General features: G+C 67.5%; 13 protein-coding genes and 1 tRNA gene. 10 read left to right on the forward strand and 4 right to left on the reverse strand.

Going from position 1 to position 17,195, the window contains the following annotated elements; translation table 11 throughout:
* Positions 1 to 55 precede the first annotated feature (55 nt).
* From ASE86_RS02005 to ASE86_RS02025, 5 genes are all read left to right on the forward strand, one after another.
* On the forward strand, positions 56 to 1,342 hold the full coding sequence (locus ASE86_RS02005; RefSeq protein ID WP_056421833.1) for a thiamine pyrophosphate-dependent enzyme: 1,287 nt from the start codon (positions 56 to 58) through the stop codon (positions 1,340 to 1,342).
* Complete coding sequence (locus tag ASE86_RS02010; RefSeq protein ID WP_156347001.1) at positions 1,342 to 2,178, forward strand: serine aminopeptidase domain-containing protein; 837 nt, start codon at positions 1,342 to 1,344, stop codon at positions 2,176 to 2,178. The genes ASE86_RS02005 and ASE86_RS02010 overlap by 1 nt, the downstream gene beginning before the upstream one ends.
* Before the next feature lie 53 nt (positions 2,179 to 2,231).
* Positions 2,232 to 3,236 carry an alpha-ketoacid dehydrogenase subunit beta gene (locus ASE86_RS02015; RefSeq protein WP_056426463.1) on the forward strand — a complete coding sequence of 335 codons (1,005 nt, stop codon included), beginning with the start codon at positions 2,232 to 2,234 and terminating at the stop codon, positions 3,234 to 3,236.
* An 85-nt stretch (positions 3,237 to 3,321) separates the two neighbouring features.
* The gene (locus ASE86_RS02020; protein ID WP_056421835.1) at positions 3,322 to 4,659 is read left to right on the forward strand and encodes a dihydrolipoamide acetyltransferase family protein; all 1,338 of its coding nucleotides are present in this window, start codon (positions 3,322 to 3,324) and stop codon (positions 4,657 to 4,659) included.
* Between the two features lie 71 nt (positions 4,660 to 4,730).
* Positions 4,731 to 6,521 carry a DUF885 domain-containing protein gene (locus ASE86_RS02025; protein ID WP_056421836.1) on the forward strand — a complete coding sequence of 597 codons (1,791 nt, stop codon included), beginning with the start codon at positions 4,731 to 4,733 and terminating at the stop codon, positions 6,519 to 6,521.
* Between the two features lie 383 nt (positions 6,522 to 6,904).
* Here the strand turns inward: ASE86_RS02025 and ASE86_RS02030 are convergent.
* Positions 6,905 to 6,991: transfer RNA gene (locus ASE86_RS02030), tRNA-Leu, on the reverse strand.
* Positions 6,992 to 7,153: 162 nt separating this feature from the next.
* Between ASE86_RS02030 and ASE86_RS02035 the strand changes: the two genes are divergently transcribed.
* Positions 7,154 to 7,417: a FeoA family protein gene (locus tag ASE86_RS02035; RefSeq protein ID WP_056421837.1), complete on the forward strand. Its 264-nt coding sequence runs from the start codon at positions 7,154 to 7,156 to the stop codon at positions 7,415 to 7,417.
* A 4-nt stretch (positions 7,418 to 7,421) separates the two neighbouring features.
* A complete protein-coding gene (feoB, locus tag ASE86_RS02040) occupies positions 7,422 to 9,278 on the forward strand; it encodes a ferrous iron transporter B (protein WP_056421838.1) in 1,857 nt (618 codons plus the stop codon).
* A gap of 49 nt (positions 9,279 to 9,327) precedes the next feature.
* On the opposite strand, the gene gyrB is transcribed toward feoB, so the two are convergent.
* Entirely contained in the window at positions 9,328 to 11,823 is a 2,496-nt protein-coding gene (gyrB, locus tag ASE86_RS02045) for a DNA topoisomerase (ATP-hydrolyzing) subunit B (RefSeq protein WP_056426464.1), read from the reverse strand.
* An 82-nt stretch (positions 11,824 to 11,905) separates the two neighbouring features.
* The gene (locus tag ASE86_RS02050; RefSeq protein WP_056421839.1) at positions 11,906 to 12,670 is read right to left on the reverse strand and encodes an OmpA family protein; all 765 of its coding nucleotides are present in this window, start codon (positions 12,668 to 12,670) and stop codon (positions 11,906 to 11,908) included.
* A 164-nt stretch (positions 12,671 to 12,834) separates the two neighbouring features.
* On the opposite strand from ASE86_RS02050, the gene sdhC reads away from it, so the two are divergent.
* The 3 genes from sdhC to sdhA are packed head-to-tail and all read left to right on the forward strand — an operon-like array spanning position 12,835 to position 15,434.
* On the forward strand, positions 12,835 to 13,242 hold the full coding sequence (sdhC, locus tag ASE86_RS02055; RefSeq protein WP_056421840.1) for a succinate dehydrogenase, cytochrome b556 subunit: 408 nt from the start codon (positions 12,835 to 12,837) through the stop codon (positions 13,240 to 13,242).
* 3 nt (positions 13,243 to 13,245) lie between these two features.
* Positions 13,246 to 13,632, forward strand: coding sequence for a succinate dehydrogenase, hydrophobic membrane anchor protein (gene sdhD / locus ASE86_RS02060; RefSeq protein WP_056421841.1), 387 nt, complete (start codon positions 13,246 to 13,248; stop codon positions 13,630 to 13,632).
* Complete coding sequence (sdhA, locus tag ASE86_RS02065; protein ID WP_056421842.1) at positions 13,632 to 15,434, forward strand: succinate dehydrogenase flavoprotein subunit; 1,803 nt, start codon at positions 13,632 to 13,634, stop codon at positions 15,432 to 15,434. The genes sdhD and sdhA overlap by 1 nt, the downstream gene beginning before the upstream one ends.
* 9 nt (positions 15,435 to 15,443) lie before the next feature.
* Here the strand turns inward: sdhA and ASE86_RS02070 are convergent, their stop codons facing one another.
* The gene (locus ASE86_RS02070; protein WP_056421843.1) at positions 15,444 to 17,036 is read right to left on the reverse strand and encodes a hypothetical protein; all 1,593 of its coding nucleotides are present in this window, start codon (positions 17,034 to 17,036) and stop codon (positions 15,444 to 15,446) included.
* Between the last annotated feature and the right edge of the window lie 159 nt (positions 17,037 to 17,195).

Consider the following 17,195-nt stretch of genomic DNA (forward strand, 5'->3'; position numbering starts at 1 on the left):
ACGCTCGCAAAGCTTGTCCCGGGCAGCGTCGTGATGCGCCGCCCGAGGAGAGCCCATGTCCGACGCATCCCGTCGATCCAATCTGCCGCCGCTTGCCCTGCACGTGCCCGAGCCCAAGTTCCGGCCCGGCGACGCGGTGGACTTCGCCGAAGTCAGCGTACCTCCCGTCGATGCGGCGCGCCGGCCCGACACGGCCGATGCGGCGGCGGGCTTCCACGACCTGGCGTTCGGCCTCGTCCGCGTGCTCGACCTGGACGGGACGGCGGGTGGCCAGTGGGACCCGCGGATTTCGCCCGACCTGAAGCGCCAGATGCTGCGCAACATGGCGCTGACCCGCGCCTTTGACGAGCGCATGTTTCGTGCGCAGCGCCAGGGCAAGACGAGCTTCTACATGAAGTCGCTGGGCGAGGAGGCGGTGTCGGTGGGGGCGGCCGCGGCGCTCGCGTCCGACGACATGTGCTTCCCGTCGTACCGCCAGCAGGGCATCCTGATCTCGCGCGGGTGCCCGCTGACGGACATGATGAACCAGATCTATTCGAACCGGGGCGACAAGCTGCAGGGCAAGCAGCTGCCGATCATGTATTCGGAGAAGGGGTTCGGTTTCTTCTCGATCTCCGGCAACCTGACGACGCAGTATCCGCAGGCCGTCGGCTGGGCGATGGCGTCGGCCGCGAAGGGCGACACGCGGATCGCGGCGACGTGGTGCGGGGAAGGGTCGACCGCGGAGGGCGACTTCCATTCCGCCTGCACCTTTGCCAGCGTCTACCGTGCGCCGGTGATCTTCAATGTCGTCAACAACCAGTGGGCGATCTCGAGCTTTTCCGGGTTCGCCGGGGCCGAATCGACGACGTTCGCCGCGCGCGCGATCGGCTATGGCATCGCCGGGCTGCGGGTGGACGGCAACGATGTGCTGGCGGTCTATGCCGCGACCTTGTGGGCGGCCGAGCGCGCGCGGACCAACGCCGGCCCCACGCTCATCGAGCATTTCACCTACCGCGCCGAGGGCCATTCGACGTCGGACGACCCGTCGCAGTATCGCTCCGCCGGGGAGCCGACCGCGTGGCCGCTGGGCGACCCGATCGTCCGTCTGCGCGACCATCTGATCGCGACCGGCGAATGGGACATGGATCGCCATGCCGAGATGGACCGCGAGCTTGCCGAACAGGTGAAGGCCGCGCAGAAGGAGGCCGAGAAGAACGGCATCCTGGGCCACGGCCTGCACCAGCCGCTCGATTCGCTGTTCGACGGCGTGTTCGAGGAGATGCCGTGGCACCTGCGCGAGCAACAGGCGCAAATGGTCGCTGAGGAAGAAGCCTCGGGCCGCCCGTGGGCGAGGAAGTGATGGACCGCCGCACGCTGATCGGCGGGATCGCCGGCGCCTCCGCCCTGCTCGCCGCGCGCCCGCTGCTGGCGGCGGAGCGGATCACGGACGACGATGTCGCGCTGACCGTCGGCACGCGCGAGACGCGGCTGTTCCGCGTGCGCCCGGCCAGGCCGCGCGGTGTCGTGCTGTTTTCGACCGGGCACGGATCGTGGCCCGATCGTTACGCGGTGCTGACCAGGTATCTGGCGGCGCAGGGCTGGGCGGTGCTTGCGCCGCTGCATGTCGATTCGATGCGTTACCCGGACCGCGCGAAGTTCACGATGCAGGCGAGCTTCGGCGAGCGGATCGCGGACATGGGCGCGGCGGCGGCGGTCGCGGCAAAGGACTATCCGGGCCTGCCGGTGATCGCGGTCGGGCACAGCTTCGGTACGCTCGTCGCGCTGTGCCTGGGCGGCGCGCTGTCCTACATCGCGCCGTTCCGGATGCCGGCGGTGAAGGCGGTGCTCGGCTTCTCGACGCCGGGCAAGATTCCGGGCCTGGTCCAGCCGACGGCCTATACCTCGCTGGCGGTACCCGCGATGATCGTCACCGGCACCGCCGACACCGTCCCCGGCTTCGTCACCGATCCGGCCGATCATCTGTTCGTCGGACAGACCGCGGGCAAGGCGGCCTACACGCTGGTCGCCAAGGATGGCGGGCACGAACTGGTCGCCGACGCGGTGGCGATGGCGCGCGTGCTGCCGGCGGTCGATCTGTTCGTCGCGGCCTATGGCACGGGCGACGCCCAGGCGCTCAAAAAGCTTCAAGGTTGGACGGCGCCGGCCGGCGACCGCTTCGTGGTGAAGGCAGCATGACCGACGTTATCGACACCCCCGCGGGCGATGCCGACACCGGCGCGACGACCCGCATGAACATGATCCAGGCGATCAACAGCGCGATGGACGTGCTGATGGACCGCGACCCCGACATCGTCGTGATGGGCGAGGACGTCGGCTATTTCGGTGGCGTGTTCCGCGCGACCGCCGGCCTCCAGGCGAAATACGGCAAGACCCGCGTGTTCGACACGCCGATCACCGAGATCGGCATCATCGGCGTGTCGATCGGCATGGGCGCCTATGGCCTGCGCCCCGTGCCCGAAATCCAGTTCGCCGATTACATCTACCCCGCGCTCGACCAGCTGGTCAGCGAAGCGGCGCGCCTGCGCTATCGCTCCGCCGGCGAGTTCACCGCGCCGATCACAGTGCGCAGCCCGTACGGCGGCGGCATCTTCGGCGGGCAGACGCATTCGCAGTCGCCCGAGGGTATCTTTACCCATGTCTCGGGCATCAAGACGGTTATCCCGTCGACGCCCTATGATGCCAAGGGCCTGCTGATCGCCGCGATCGAGGACAACGACCCCGTCCTGTTCCTGGAACCCAAGCGCATCTACAACGGCCCGTTCAACGGCCATTGGGATCGCCCGGCATCGAACTGGTCGGCGCATCCGGCGGGCGAAGTGCCGACCGGATACTACCGTGTCGAGCTGGGCAAGGCGAAGATCGTGCGGCCCGGCAACGACCTGACGATCCTGGCCTATGGCACAATGGTGCACGTCGTGCTGGCCAGCGTCGAGGAGGCCGGCGTCGATGCCGAGGTGATCGACCTGCGCACGCTCGTCCCGCTCGACATCGAGACGATCGAGGCGTCGGTGAAGAAGACCGGCCGCTGCATGATCGTCCATGAAGCGACGCGCACCGGCGGTTTCGGCGCCGAGCTGTCGGCGCTGGTGCAGGAACGCTGCTTCCATCATCTGGAGGCACCGATCGAGCGCGTCACCGGCTTCGACACGCCGTATCCGCACAGCCTGGAATGGGCCTATTTCCCCGGCCCTGTCCGCATCGGACAGGCGCTCGCCAAGATCATGAAGGACTGATGCGCATGGCATCGTCCGTTTCCCCGCTCACCCGTGTTTCAACCCCCCGTGCCTCGACTGCGCTCGGCACGAACGGAGGCATCTGATGGCCCGCTTCGAATTCCGCCTGCCCGACATCGGTGAAGGCATCGCCGAGGCCGAGATCGTCGCCTGGCACGTCGCGGTCGGCGATCGTGTCGAGGAGGACCAGGGTCTGGCCGACATGATGACCGACAAGGCGACCGTCGAGATGGAATCGCCGGTGTCGGGCACCGTCATCGCGCTGGCGGGCGAGGTCGGCGATCAGGTGCCGATCGGGTCGACGCTTGTGGTGATCGAGACCGAGGGTGAGGCTGCGGCCGAGCCCGCTGCCGCCGCGCCGGTGTCGGACGCGGTCGAGGAGCAGATCGAGGCCGAGAATCCCGGTGTGGAGGAGGTTGCGGCAGAACCTGCGCCACAACCCGCCAGTGCTCCCGCGCAGGCGGGAGCCCAGAGCCAAGAGCGTCCGGCGAGTAACCCTGGGCTCCCGCCTGCGCGGGAGCACGGCGGAGATAAGGCGCCGACGTCACAGCACGTCCTCGCCTCGCCCGCGGTCCGCGCGCGTGCCAAGGACCTCGGCATCGACCTCGCCGCCGTCCAGCACGACGGCCAGCATATCCGCCACGCCGATCTCGACGCGTACCTGCGCTATTCCGCCGGCCAGGGCTATCACGCCCCCCACGCATCGCGCGCGCGCGACGACCAGCCGGTCAAGGTCATCGGGATGCGCCGTCGCATCGCCGAGAACATGGCCGCGTCGAAGCGGCAGATCCCGCACTTCACCTATGTCGACGAAATCGACGTGACCGCGCTTGAGGAGATGCGCGGCGACCTGAACGCCAACCGTGGCAACCGGCCGAAGCTGACGATGCTGCCGTTCCTGATCGTCGCGATCTGCCGCACGATCCCCGACTTCCCGATGCTCAACGCGCGATACGACGACGAAGCGGGTGTGGTGACACGCCACGGTCGCGTGCACCTGGGCATGGCGACGCAGACCGATGCCGGCCTGATGGTCCCGGTCATCCGCGATGCGCAGGACAAGAACGTCTGGCAGCTTGCGAGCGAGATCGGGCGTCTCGCCGAGGCCGCACGCACCGGCAAGGCGAAGTCGGAGGAGCTGTCGGGCTCGACGCTGACCGTCACCTCGCTCGGGCCGCTGGGCGGCATTGCGACGACGCCGGTCATCAACCGCCCCGAAGTCGCGATCATCGGCCCGAACAAGATCGTCGAGCGCCCGATGTTCCGCCCTAATGGTTCGGGAGGCGACGACATCGTGCGGGCAAAGCTGATGAACCTGTCGATCAGCTGCGACCACCGCGTCGTCGACGGCTGGGACGCGGCAAGCTATGTCCAGGCGGTCCGCAAGCTGCTGGAGACGCCGGTCCTGCTGTTCGCGGATTGATCCGCGCCGCATTGCTTTCCTCCTTGCCCCGGCCGTGCCACGATCGGGGCAAGGGATGCGGGAGAGTGACGATGGGCAAGGCGGTTTCCTTGGGTATGCTGGCGATCGTGCCCGTCCTGTCCGCGGCGGCCCCCGCGCAGACGCAGGACGCCGCGCTGCTCGCCTTCGTCGACACGGCGTATGACGAACAGGTCGCGCTCAGCCCGGAAACCCAGACCGATCTGGGGCTAAAGACCAACTACGACCGGCTGGACGATTATACCGATGCCGCCGCGGTCCGGATGCGCACGCTGGTCGCGGCGCAGACCAAGGACATGCAGGCGCGGTTCCGGCCCGATCGCCTCAGCGAGAATGCGCGGATCAGCTATCGCCTGTTCGAATATGAGAACGCCCGCGCCGCCGACAGCTTCCGCTTCCGCAACCTGCGCTTTCCGGTATCGACCAACGGCAGTCCGGCGGGCGGGATCCCGGTCCTGCTGATCAACAACCACAAGGTCGACACCGTTGAAGACGCGCAGGCCTATATCGCTCGCCTGCGCGACACGCAGCGGGTGATGCGCGAAGTCGCCGCGACGATGCGCGCACAGGCCGCTGCCGGCATCGTCCCCAACCAGGTCAATTTCGCGCCCGCCCGCAACGATGCGAAGAAGGTGCTGGTCGGCGCGCCGTTCGACAGCGGCTCAGATTCGACGCTGATGGGCGATTTCCGCAAGAAGGTGACCGCCCTCGACGCGCCCGCAGCGACCAAGGCGCGGCTGCTGGCCGACGCGCAGGCCGCGCTGACCGGGCCGTTCAAGAGCGGCTACGACACGCTGATCGCCGCGATCGACGAGATCGAGCCCAAGTCGAAGGGCAATTTCGGCGTCTGGGCGCTGCCGGGCGGCGCGGCCTATTATGCCGACCGGCTGAGGCAGTCGACGACGACCGACCTGACCGCCGACCAGATCCACACGCTCGGCCTGCAACAGGTCGCGGCGATCCGGCAGGAGATGGAGGCGATCAAGCGCCAGGTCGGCTTTACCGGCACGCTCGAACAGTTCTTCGACAAGGTCCGCACCGATCCGACGCTGAAATATCCGAATACGGTGGCCGGCCGGGAAGAATATCTGGCTGACGCCCGCGCGGTCATCGGGTCGGTGATGGCCAAGGCGCCACAATATTTTCGCGTGCTGCCCAAGGCGCAGCTGGAGGTGCGCGCGGTCGAAAAATGGCGGGAGGCGACCGCGTCGACCGCCTTCTACAATTCGCCGTCCGCCGATGGGAAGCGGCCGGGCATCTACTACGTCAATCTGATCGACATGAACCAGACGCAGAAGGTGCAGGTCGCCGGCATTGCCGCACATGAAGGCGCGCCGGGGCACCATTTCCAGATCGCGCGCCAGCAGGAGCTGACCGGCATCCCGAAGTTCCGCCGCTTCGGCGGATACGGCGCCTATGCGGAAGGGTGGGGCCTGTATTCGGAACGGCTGGCCGACGAAATGGGCATCTACACAACGCCCTACGATCGCTTCGGCATGCTGTCGCTCCAGGTCTGGCGCGCGATCCGCCTGGTGCTCGACACCGGCATCCATTCCAAGCGTTGGACCCGCGAGCAGTCGATCGCGTATTTCAAGGCGAACAGTTCGGTGTCCGACACCGATATCGCGCGCGAAGTCGATCGCTATTTCAACTGGCCGGGACAGGCGACCAGCTACATGGTCGGCCAGCTCAAGATCGCCGAACTGCGGAAGCGAGCCGAGCGCGAGCTGGGCCCGACGTTCGACATCCGCGACTTCCACGAAACCGTGCTGCGCCAGGGCTCGCTGCCGCTGGACGTGCTGGAGGAGCAGGTGAACCGCTACATTGCCGAGCGGCGGCGCTGAGGCGCGTCGCCAACGGCGTTGGTAAGAACCGTCTCTTATTGGACCGGTTTATGATGTGGCCTTGGCACGCCATCGTAACAATCGCCGCGCGGACAGCCTCTATGACGTTAGCGATGTTCAAAATGAGCGTTTTGACCTGTCGCGCCTGTCCGATGCGCTCGAACCCTACCGCCGCAGTCGATGCACCGAAGTTTTCTGCTTCGGGGCATCTCCAACGCGAGCGCGATATCGATTACCTGCCATGCGTTATTTGCCCACAGCTCGCAGTCCGTCGATCGCGCCACAGTTCTCTCCATCGCTAGATGAAGACTACGCGCCATATTCGACAAAGAAAGACTGTTTTGCGATGGCCGTGCGACCGGAGGTCGACTGGGCAGATGTTCTGGTGCGGTCGAGAAGACTCGAACTTCCACGGGCTTTCGCCCACAACGACCTCAACGTTGCGCGTCTACCAATTCCGCCACGACCGCACGTGAACCCCAACCGGACGGACCGGAAGGTTGGCAAGGAGGGCGCCTCTAGCAAGGCCTGTGGGGCGTGGCAATGGCGTTTTCGCGAGCGCCGCACGGCCGCGACGATTATCGCTTTTGGGCTGGTCAGGGCACCGTTCTATTGATAATCACTCGCATCAGATGACCGTGCATTCTCCGATTCCTCTGCCGATCGATCTCGCCGCCCTGCCGCGCCACGCCCTGGCGACGGTTGCCGGGATCGACTGGACGCAGCTGAGCGATGCGGAAGCGCGGCGCCTGCGCGAATTCGGGCTGGACGAGGGCGTCGAGATCGAGCTGCTGCACGGCGCGACGCTGGGCGGCGGGCCGCTCGCTTGTCGGATCGGGCGGATGACCATCACCTTCCGCAGCCATATCGCCCGGGCGATTCGCGTAACCGTCTGACACGATGACCGATCTTCCGCTGGTCGCGCTGGTCGGCAATCCCAACGCCGGCAAATCCGCGCTGTTCAACGCGCTGACCGGCGCGCGGCAGAAGGTTGGCAATTATCCCGGCGTCACCGTGGAGCGGCACACCGGCCGCCTGGCGCTGACCGATGGCCGCCCGGTCGAACTGGTCGACCTGCCCGGCACCTACAGCCTCGACCCCTCCAGCCCCGACGAGGAAGTGACCCGCGACGTCGTCTATGGCCGCCAGGCGGGCGAGCGCCGGCCGGATGCGATCGTGGTGGTGGCGGATGCGACCAACCTCGACAATCACCTGCGCTTCGTCCTGCAACTCAAGCAGCTCGGGCTACCGATGGTGCTGGCGCTCAACATGGTCGACATGGCGGCGCGCGACGGCCTGACGATCGATGCCGCGGCATTGTCGGCCGAACTGGGCCTGCCGGTCGTGGAGACGGTCGCGGTGCGTCGGCGCGGGCTCGACCCGTTGCGTGATGCACTGGGCGAGGCGCTGCGCACGCGTGCCGTGCCGCAGGTCGCGCTCGAGTCGATCGATGCCGACATCCGCCATTTCCAGCGTGAGGCCCGCCGCATCGCGCGCGTCGCCAGTACGGAAACGTCGCGGGTGCGCGGCGTCACCCGCAGCCTCGACCGGTTCGCGCTGCACCCGGTGCTCGGGCCGCTCATCCTGCTCGCGCTGCTGTTCGTGATGTTCCAGGCGGTGTTCAGCTGGTCCGAGGCGCCGATCGGCTGGATCGAGGGCGCACAAGGGTGGCTGGGCGACACCGCGCTGGCGACGCTGCCGTCAGGATTCCTGCGCGATCTGCTGGTCCAGGGCATCATCGGCGGCGTCGGATCGGTCGTCGTCTTCCTGCCGCAGATCGTCATCCTGTTCCTGTTCATCTTGCTGCTCGAAGCGTCGGGATACATGGTGCGCGCGGCGATGCTGATGGACCGGCTGATGGCGGGTGTCGGCCTGTCGGGGCGCGCGTTCATCCCGCTTCTGTCGAGCTTTGCCTGCGCCATCCCCGGCATCATGGCGACGCGGTCGATCAGCGATCCGCGCGAACGGCTGACGACGATCCTGGTCGCGCCGCTGATGACCTGTTCGGCGCGACTGCCGGTCTATGCGGTCATCATCGGCGCGTTCATCCCGGCGCGGCAGGTCCTGCCGGGCGTCGGTTTGCAGGGGCTGGTGCTGCTGGCGCTGTATCTCGCCGGCATCGTCAGCGCGATGCTCGCCGCAGTGCTGATCCGGCGGACCGCGACCAAGGGCGTCGGTGGCGGCTTCCTGCTGGAAATGCCGCGCTACCAATGGCCCAACCTGCGCGACGTCGCGATCGGGCTCACGCAGCGCGCCTGGGTATTCCTGCGTCGCGCGGGCACGATGATCATGGGCGTGACGATCGCGCTGTGGCTGCTGGCGAGCTACCCGGTCGCCCCCGACGGCATCAAGCAGAGCGAATATTCGATCGCCGGCCGCATCGCCAGCGTGCTGGAGGTCGGCCTGAAGCCGATCGGCTTCAACCACGAGATGAGCCTCGCCATCATCCCCGCGATGGCCGCGCGCGAAGTCGCGGTATCGGCGCTGCAGACCGTCTATGCGATCGACGCCGCGGACGAGGACCAGGGTGCGCAGGAACTGGGCGGGCAACTGGCCGGCCGCTGGAGCCTGGCCACCGCGCTCGCCTTCCTCGCGTGGTTCGTCTTCGCGCCCCAGTGCCTGTCGACCATCGCCGTCGTCCGCCGCGAAACGAACGGCTGGAAATGGCCGGCGTTCATGATCGGGTATCTGTTCGCGCTGGCATATGTCGCGGCGGGCGTGACGTACTGGCTGGCGGTGTGGGCCGGGTGGGGATGACGCGCGGGGCCGTCGAAACCTTACTCCCTGCGATCAAACCCACCGGCGGTCAGACGTCGAGGTTGGCCACCGTCAGCGCGTTCTCCTGGATGAATTCGCGGCGCGGTTCGACCACGTCACCCATCAGGCGGGTAAAGATCTCGTCGGCGACATCGGCCTGGTCGATCTCGACCTGCAGCATCGACCGGTTCGACGGATCGAGCGTGGTTTCCCACAACTGATCGGCGTTCATCTCGCCCAGGCCCTTGTAGCGCTGGATGCTCAGGCCCTTGCGTCCGGCGGTCAGGATCGCGTCGAGCAACTGGGACGGGCGGGCGACCAGCTTCTCGCCCTTGCCGGCCGCGACCGGTGCCTCTTCCTCTTCGCCCGCTGCCTCGTCGGTCGCCGCGGCACCCTTCAGCGGGACCAGCTTGGCGAGCGCAGCGTAATTCTCTGCTGCTTCGGCGGCCAGCGCATGGAGCTTGCGCCCCTCGGCCGAGCCCAGGAACGCGGCCTCGACGATGTGGTGGTCGGTCACGCCGCGCCAGATGCGCTGGAAGTGATAGCCGCCTTCCTCCGACATCTGCGCGGTCCAGCGCGCGTCGCTGTCGGTCTGGTCGAGCCGCTGGGTGACCGCGGCGAGGCGCGCCGTGCGGTCTTCGCGCGAGGCTTCGGGATCGAGCGCGCCGGCCAGTGCCAGCGCCTCGACGATGTTGGCGTCGTAGCGGCGCGGCACGAAGCGCATCAGCGTGCGCATCCGCCGGGCATGGTCGACCAGCGTGCGCAGGTCCTCGCCCGAGCGCGTACCGCCGATGGTCTCCAGTGCCAGCAGGCCGACGCCGGCATCGACCAGATACTGGTCGAGCGCCGCGTCGTCCTTGAGATAGACTTCCGACCGGCCCTTCGCGGCCTTATACAGCGGCGGCTGGGCGATGTAGAGGTGCCCGGCCTGGATGATCTCGGGCATCTGGCGGTAGAAAAAGGTCAGCAGCAGCGTGCGGATGTGCGCGCCGTCGACGTCGGCGTCGGTCATGATGACGACCTTGTGGTACCGCAGCTTTTCCAGGTTGAAGTCGTCACGGCCGATGCCGGTGCCCATCGCCTGGATGAGCGTGCCGATCTCGCGGCTCGACAGCATCCGGTCGAAGCGCGCGCGCTCGACGTTCAGGATCTTGCCGCGCAGGGGCAGGATCGCTTGGTAATGCCGGTCGCGGCCCTGCTTGGCCGATCCGCCGGCCGAGTCGCCCTCGACCAGGAACAGTTCGGACTTGGCGGGGTCGCGCTCCTGACAGTCGGCCAGCTTGCCGGGCAGGCTGGCGATATCCATCACGCCCTTGCGCCGGGTCAGCTCGCGCGCTTTCTTCGCTGCCTCGCGCGCGGCCGCCGCGTCGATCACCTTCTGGATGATCGCCTTGGCGGTCGCGGGGTTCTCCTCCAGCCATTCGGCCATCTTGTCGGCCATCAGGCTCTCGAGCGGCTGGCGGACTTCGGATGAGACCAGCTTGTCCTTTGTCTGGCTGCTGAACTTCGGATCGGGCAGCTTGACGCTGACGATCGCGGTCAGTCCTTCGCGCATGTCGTCGCCGGTGAGGGAGACCTTTTCCTTCTTCAGCAACCCCGACTTGTCGGCGTAGTTGTTGATCGTGCGGGTCAGCGCGGCGCGGAAGGCGGCGATATGCGTGCCGCCGTCGCGCTGGGGGATGTTGTTGGTGAACGCCAGGACGTTCTCGTAATAGCTGTCGTTCCACTCCAGCGCGACGTCGATCGTCACGTCGTCGCGGGTGCCCGCGATCGCCACCGGATCGGGCATCAGCGGCGTCTTGTTGCGGTCGAGATACTTCACGAACGCAGCGATGCCGCCTTCGTAATAGAGCTCGACTTCCTTCACCTCCTCGTGCCGCGCGTCGCGCAGGAACAGGCGCACGCCCGAATTCAGGAAGGCGAGTTCGCGGTAGCGGTGCTCGAGCTTCTCGAAGTCATACTCGGTGATCTTGAACGTGGCGGGGCTGGCGAGGAAGGTGACCTTCGTGCCCTTCTTGCCCTCAGGCGCGGGTCCGACGACCTTCAGCGGCGCGACCGCGTCACCGAAGGCGAAGCGCATGTAATTTTCTTCGCCGTCGCGCCAGATCGTCAGGTCGAGCCATTCGCTGAGCGCGTTGACCACCGAAACGCCAACGCCGTGCAGGCCGCCCGACACCTTGTACGCATTGTCGTCCGACGTGTTCTCGAACTTACCGCCGGCGTGTAGCTGGGTCATGATGACTTCGGCTGCCGACACGCCCTCTTCGGGATGGATCCCGGTCGGGATACCGCGGCCGTTGTCCTCGACGCTGACCGAGCCATCGGCGTTCAGCTGGATGACGATGCGGTCGCAATGCCCGGCCAGCGCCTCGTCGATCGCATTGTCGCTGACTTCGAACACCATGTGGTGCAGGCCGGACCCGTCGTCGGTGTCTCCGATATACATGCCCGGCCGCTTGCGCACCGCGTCCAGGCCCTTGAGCACCTTGATCGAGGAGGCGCCGTAATCGTTGGTATTCGGGATCGTTTCGGGAGTGTCAGCCATGCCGGGCATATAGGCATGCGTGCAGTGTAACGAAAGCGAAATGGGCGCCCGGCACCATGGCCGGGCGCCCATCACATCGCGCTTAGAACTCGCTTGCGCGGCGGCCGAGGAGCGTGATCTCGACGCGGCGATTCTGGCGCATGCCCTGCGGGGTCGCGTTGGAGGCGACCGGCTGACGTTCACCGAAGCCCTTCACGCTAAAGCGCGCGCGTGTCACGCCCATCTGGTCGAACGCGGCCCGCACCGCATCGGCCCGGCGCAGCGACAGCGCATCGTTATGCGCATCGGTGCCACGCGAATCGGTATGCCCGTCGATCGCAACTCGGACACCGGGATTGGACCGCAGATAGCCTGCCAGCGCCTCCAGCTTGTTGACCGCGCCGGGGCGCAGCACCGCGCTGTCGGTGGCGAACAGCACGTCCTCCTGCAAGCTCAGCGTCGCGCCGCGCGGGGTCTGGCGGAAGCCGTAGCCGCGCATCGCGCCGCGGTCCCACCCGCCGCCGACCGCGGGCCCCGGGCGCCGCCAGCCGGCATCGCGCGCATCCCAGTCGAACCGGCCCCGGCCGTCGCCGGCCACGTCGGCGAAGACGTCGTTCGCACGCTGCGCTTCGTTCGGACCGATCAGGCCATCGCGGTTGCGGTCGAAGTTGCGCGCGACCCACGCGCGGCCGCGCACCGACGCACGCAGTTCCGGGAACAGCAGCCGCACGCCCGGACCCACCAAGCGCGTCTCGCGCCCGCCCGGACGGCCGCCCGACCAGTCCCAGCGATCCTGTGCCGACGCCGCCGGTACGGTGGCGAGCGTTGCGGCGGCTGCCAGCGTGGCCATCATCGTCTTCGTACGCATTGAACTACTCCTTTGAACGTCCCGCTCCTTGATTCCCGAATGGCCCTACGCATTTGAACCCCAGCTTGATCCATGTGACAGGAAAGGTTCAGGCGCTTGCATCCCGGGCCGCCCCACGCCAAGGGATGCGGCAATCCGTTTTCGCGACGTGAAGGACGTAATCCTTGGCCACCGTGTCCAAACCTGCCCGCCCACGGGCTCCGCATCTCCAGGTCTATACCTGGGGACCGCACATGCTTGTTTCGATCCTGCACCGGGCGACCGGCAGTGGTCTCGCGACGGTCGGCACGATCCTGTTCGTGTGGTGGCTCGCTGCCGCTGCGGCCGGGGAGGAAGCCTATGCCACGTTCCTGTCGTGGTTCACCGGTGACTGGGCGCCGCTCGGCTACATTCTGGGCGTCGGCCTGACCTGGGCGTTCTTCCAGCATATGGCGAACGGCGTGCGCCACCTGTTCATGGACCTGGGCGCGAACTTCGAGCTGAAGGGCAACCGGGCATCGGCTGTCGCCACGCTCGCCTTTGCAGGCCTCGCGACCGCGGCCTTCTGGGCCTATATCGTACTGGGGCGCTGAGACATGGGTAACGGAACCTCGATCGGCCGCGTCCGTGGCCTCGGCAGTGCCAAGGAAGGCACGCATCACTGGTGGCACCAGCGGCTGACGGCGGGCACCAACCTGCTGCTGATGCTGTGGTTCTTCATCAGCATCGCGCGCCTGCCGGGCTATGGCCTGGCGGACGTGACCAAATGGCTGTCGACGCCGTGGACTGCGTTGCCGCTGGTCCTGCTGGTCGTCAGCGTGTTCTACCATTTCCGCCTCGGGTTGCAGGTCGTGATCGAGGATTACCAGCATGACGCCAGCCGCGTCGCGGGCCTCATCCTCCTCAACCTCTTCACGGTGGGCGCCGCGGCGACCGCCATCTTTTCGATCCTCAAGATCGCCTTCACCGGAAGCGTGAACTGATGGCTGACAGCTACAAGATCATCGACCACACCTATGACGCCGTCGTCGTTGGCGCGGGCGGTTCGGGCCTGCGCGCCACGATGGGCGCGGCCGAAGCGGGGCTGAAGACCGCGTGCATCACCAAGGTGTTCCCGACCCGGTCGCACACCGTGGCGGCGCAGGGCGGCATCGCGGCGTCGCTCGGCAACAACACGCCGGACCATTGGTCGTGGCACATGTACGACACCGTCAAGGGCTCCGACTGGCTCGGCGACCAGGACGCGATCGAATACATGGTCCGCAACGCACCGCAGGCGGTGTACGAGCTGGAACACGCCGGCGTGCCCTTCAGCCGGAACGAGAACGGCACGATCTATCAGCGCCCCTTCGGCGGGCACATGCAGAACATGGGCGCGGGCCCGCCGGTGCAGCGCACCTGCGCCGCGGCCGACCGGACCGGCCACGCCATGCTCCACGCGCTGTACCAGCAGAGCCTGAAGTACGACGCCGACTTCTTCATCGAATATTTCGCGCTCGACCTCATCATGGAGGATGGCGCCTGCCGCGGCGTCATCGCCATGTGCATGGAGGACGGCAGCATCCACCGCTTCCGCGCCCATGCCGTCGTTCTGGCGACGGGCGGCGGGGGCCGGGTGTACCAGTCGGCGACGTCGGCGCACACCTGCACCGGCGACGGCAACGCCATGGTGCTGCGTGCCGGGCTGCCGCTGCAGGACATGGAATTCGTCCAGTTCCACCCGACCGGCATCTACGGCGCCGGCGTGCTCATCACCGAGGGCGCGCGCGGCGAGGGCGGGTATCTGACCAATTCCGAGGGCGAGCGCTTCATGGAGCGCTATGCTCCGTCGGCCAAGGACCTCGCCAGCCGCGACGTCGTCAGCCGCAGCATGGCCATGGAAATCCGCGAGGGCCGCGGCGTCGGCAAGGAGAAGGATCATATCTTCCTCCACCTCGACCACATCGACCCCAAGGTGCTGGCCGAGCGGCTGCCGGGCATCACCGAGACCGGCAAGGTCTTCGCCGGCGTCGACCTGACCCGCAAGCCGCTGCCGGTGGTGCCGACCGTCCACTACAACATGGGCGGCATTCCCTGTAACTATCACGGCGAAGTCGTTCGCAATCAGAACGGCGACCCCGACAGCGTCGTGCCGGGGCTGTTCGCGGTCGGCGAAGCGGCGTGCGTTTCGGTGCACGGCGCCAACCGCCTCGGCTCCAACTCGCTGATCGACCTGGTCGTCTTCGGCCGCGCCACGGGGCTGCGGCTTAAGGAGATCATCAAGCCGCATACCCAGCACAATCCGCTGCCCAAGGGCTCGGAGGACATGGCGCTCGCCCGGCTCGACCACTTCCGCCAGGCGAAGGGCGGCACGCCGACCGCGACGATCCGTGCCGACATGCAGAAGACGATGCAGCGCCACGCCGCGGTGTTCCGCGACAGCAAGCTGCTCGCCGAGGGCGTCGAGCATATGGACCAAGTCTATCAGGGCATGGGCGACATCGGCATCACCGACCGCTCGATGATCTGGAACACCGACCTCATTGAGACGCTGGAGCTCGACAATCTGATCGGCCAGGCCGTCGTGACGATCCGCTGCGCAGAAAACCGCAAGGAAAGCCGCGGCGCGCACATGCACGAGGATTTCCCCGAGCGCGACGACGCCAACTGGATGAAGCACACCATCGCGACATTCGACGGCTGGGGCGGCAAGGGCGGATCGGTGGCGATCGATTACCGGCCGGTGCATGACTACACGCTGACCGACGACATCGAATACATTGAGCCGAAGAAGCGGGTGTACTGAGCCGGCGCGCTAGGCCGTAGCGAAGCTACGGACGCGCACCTCCGCGCCGGCTCCGGCCGGCGGCGCTATAGCGCCGTCCGACGACGCGGGATTTACTCCCGCGGCGGGGCTGGTGAGACTTACTTCGCCCGCCCTATACCCCCCATTCGCCCTGAGCTCGTCGAAGGGCCGCCCTTCTTCTTCTGACTTCACGGCTTGCGGCACGAAGTACGGTGCTTCGACAAGCTCAGCACGAACGGGGAGGGGGTGGTCCTCCACCAATTCAGCACCAACGGGGAGGGGGCCGTCCTCGGTTAGGTCGTCCGGGGCTATCGAAGAGACGCCGTCCTCCCGTGCTCCGGCGCAGGCCGGAGCGGTGGCCTTGTCAGGCTCGCGCTCACCAACGCTCCGGCCGTCGCCGGAGCACGGTTCGCTCGGGCAAGCATCCGCCCCCACATCCCCCGCCAGCAGCTCGGCGAAGAACCGCACCCGCTCGGCCTCCTGCGGCACGCGCTTGGCTTCAAGCTCGCGCGCATTCCAGGTTTCGACCGCGTCCAGTTCGTCGTCGCTCAGCGACCGGCAGTAGCCGCCGTTGCCATAGGCGCCGTCCTCCACGCCGTCGAAGCCGGCGGGCGGGGGGAAGGCGGTGCGCCAGTCTTCGGCGTAGTCGCTCCACCAGACGCCATAGTCTTCGTTCCGGGGAAGTTGAGAAAGTTGAGAGCTGTGGGCGTCTTCCTTGGCCGGCGCGGCGAGCGACACCAGCCCGCCGGCCTCCGCCCGCGCCCAGTCGGCGGCCGACCAGTCGTGGCGGTGCGCGGGGTCGAGGTCGTGGACGTGCACCTCGCCCGCATGGCCGGCGCCGGTGCGGCGGTAGAGATCGGCGCGGGCCAGCGCGACGATCGGCGCGATCGCGGCCGATTCGCCTTCGGTCGTGCGCAGCGACAGGAACAGCCCGGCCTGCGCTGGCGACGCGTCGCCGCCGATGATGTCGAGATAGCGGTCCCAGTCCTGCGCCGCGAGCCGCGCCGCACGCGCGTCGCCGGTGCGGTCGGGCACGTCGGCCGCGGCGATCCTGTCGAGCCGTGTCAGCAGCGCGAGCGCCAGGCGGTTGTCGTGGCGGTGGCGCTCCACCCGCTCGCCCTTCGGATTGACGGCGTAGTCGACATTGCCCTTCAGCGCGCGGCCCATCAGCTCGTCGGCCAGGCGATTGCGCTGGAGCAGCTGCGCGGCGCTCCACCCGACCGCAAAGGCGGCGCCGGCGGCGCGCTTGCGAAAGGCATAGGCGGAGGTCGCCGACATGCCGACGAGCGTCGCCGCGTCCGAGACGGTGCACCCCTGCGCCAGATAATCGAGGAAGCCGCGCTGCCGGTCGGGCGTCCAGCCGTCGGCGCGGCGCGCGGTGGTGAACGCGGGGCCCTCCGTGGCGGCGGTGCGGGCGAAATCCTCCTGCAGATCGTCGGGGTCGAGCGGGCGGTTGGCGAGATGATCGTCGTCGTCCGCCGTGGCGCGCTCGCGCGCGGTGGCGCGGGTGGCGGGGAAGGTGCCGGCGTAGGCGGCGGCGACGTCAGTGCGAGCGGGGATGGCCGGGGCGGTGATGCCCTCGATGGGGGTCATCATGGTCATGCCCGGCCCTCCGGCATGTGGGGGCGGGTGGCGGCGGTCGGCCGGTCGCGTGTCGGGTGTGCCATGGGTCCCTCCTGTTCAAGAGGGGAGATCAGTTATACGAAGATTTCCAACTAGGAAAGTTCCTATGTTCGGCGCCGCGAGAGCGCAGCGAAGCTG

It is taken from the genome of Sphingomonas sp. Leaf33, assembly GCF_001421785.1.
Taxonomy (GTDB): domain Bacteria; phylum Pseudomonadota; class Alphaproteobacteria; order Sphingomonadales; family Sphingomonadaceae; genus Sphingomonas.

Bases quoted from the DNA above. Each gene is read 5' to 3' on its own strand.
- ASE86_RS02015 (WP_056426463.1), top strand. From the start codon at position 2,232: ATGAACATGATCCAGGCGATCAACAGCGCGATGGACGTGCTGATGGAC.
- ASE86_RS02050 (WP_056421839.1), bottom strand. From the start codon at position 12,670: ATGCGTACGAAGACGATGATGGCCACGCTGGCAGCCGCCGCAACGCTC.
- ASE86_RS02005 (WP_056421833.1), top strand. From the start codon at position 56: ATGTCCGACGCATCCCGTCGATCCAATCTGCCGCCGCTTGCCCTGCAC.
- feoB (WP_056421838.1), top strand. From the start codon at position 7,422: ATGACCGATCTTCCGCTGGTCGCGCTGGTCGGCAATCCCAACGCCGGC.
- ASE86_RS02020 (WP_056421835.1), top strand. From the start codon at position 3,322: ATGGCCCGCTTCGAATTCCGCCTGCCCGACATCGGTGAAGGCATCGCC.
- ASE86_RS02070 (WP_056421843.1), bottom strand. From the start codon at position 17,036: ATGACCATGATGACCCCCATCGAGGGCATCACCGCCCCGGCCATCCCC.
- ASE86_RS02025 (WP_056421836.1), top strand. From the start codon at position 4,731: ATGGGCAAGGCGGTTTCCTTGGGTATGCTGGCGATCGTGCCCGTCCTG.
- ASE86_RS02035 (WP_056421837.1), top strand. From the start codon at position 7,154: ATGACCGTGCATTCTCCGATTCCTCTGCCGATCGATCTCGCCGCCCTG.
- sdhD (WP_056421841.1), top strand. From the start codon at position 13,246: ATGGGTAACGGAACCTCGATCGGCCGCGTCCGTGGCCTCGGCAGTGCC.
- ASE86_RS02010 (WP_156347001.1), top strand. From the start codon at position 1,342: ATGGACCGCCGCACGCTGATCGGCGGGATCGCCGGCGCCTCCGCCCTG.
- sdhA (WP_056421842.1), top strand. From the start codon at position 13,632: ATGGCTGACAGCTACAAGATCATCGACCACACCTATGACGCCGTCGTC.
- gyrB (WP_056426464.1), bottom strand. From the start codon at position 11,823: ATGGCTGACACTCCCGAAACGATCCCGAATACCAACGATTACGGCGCC.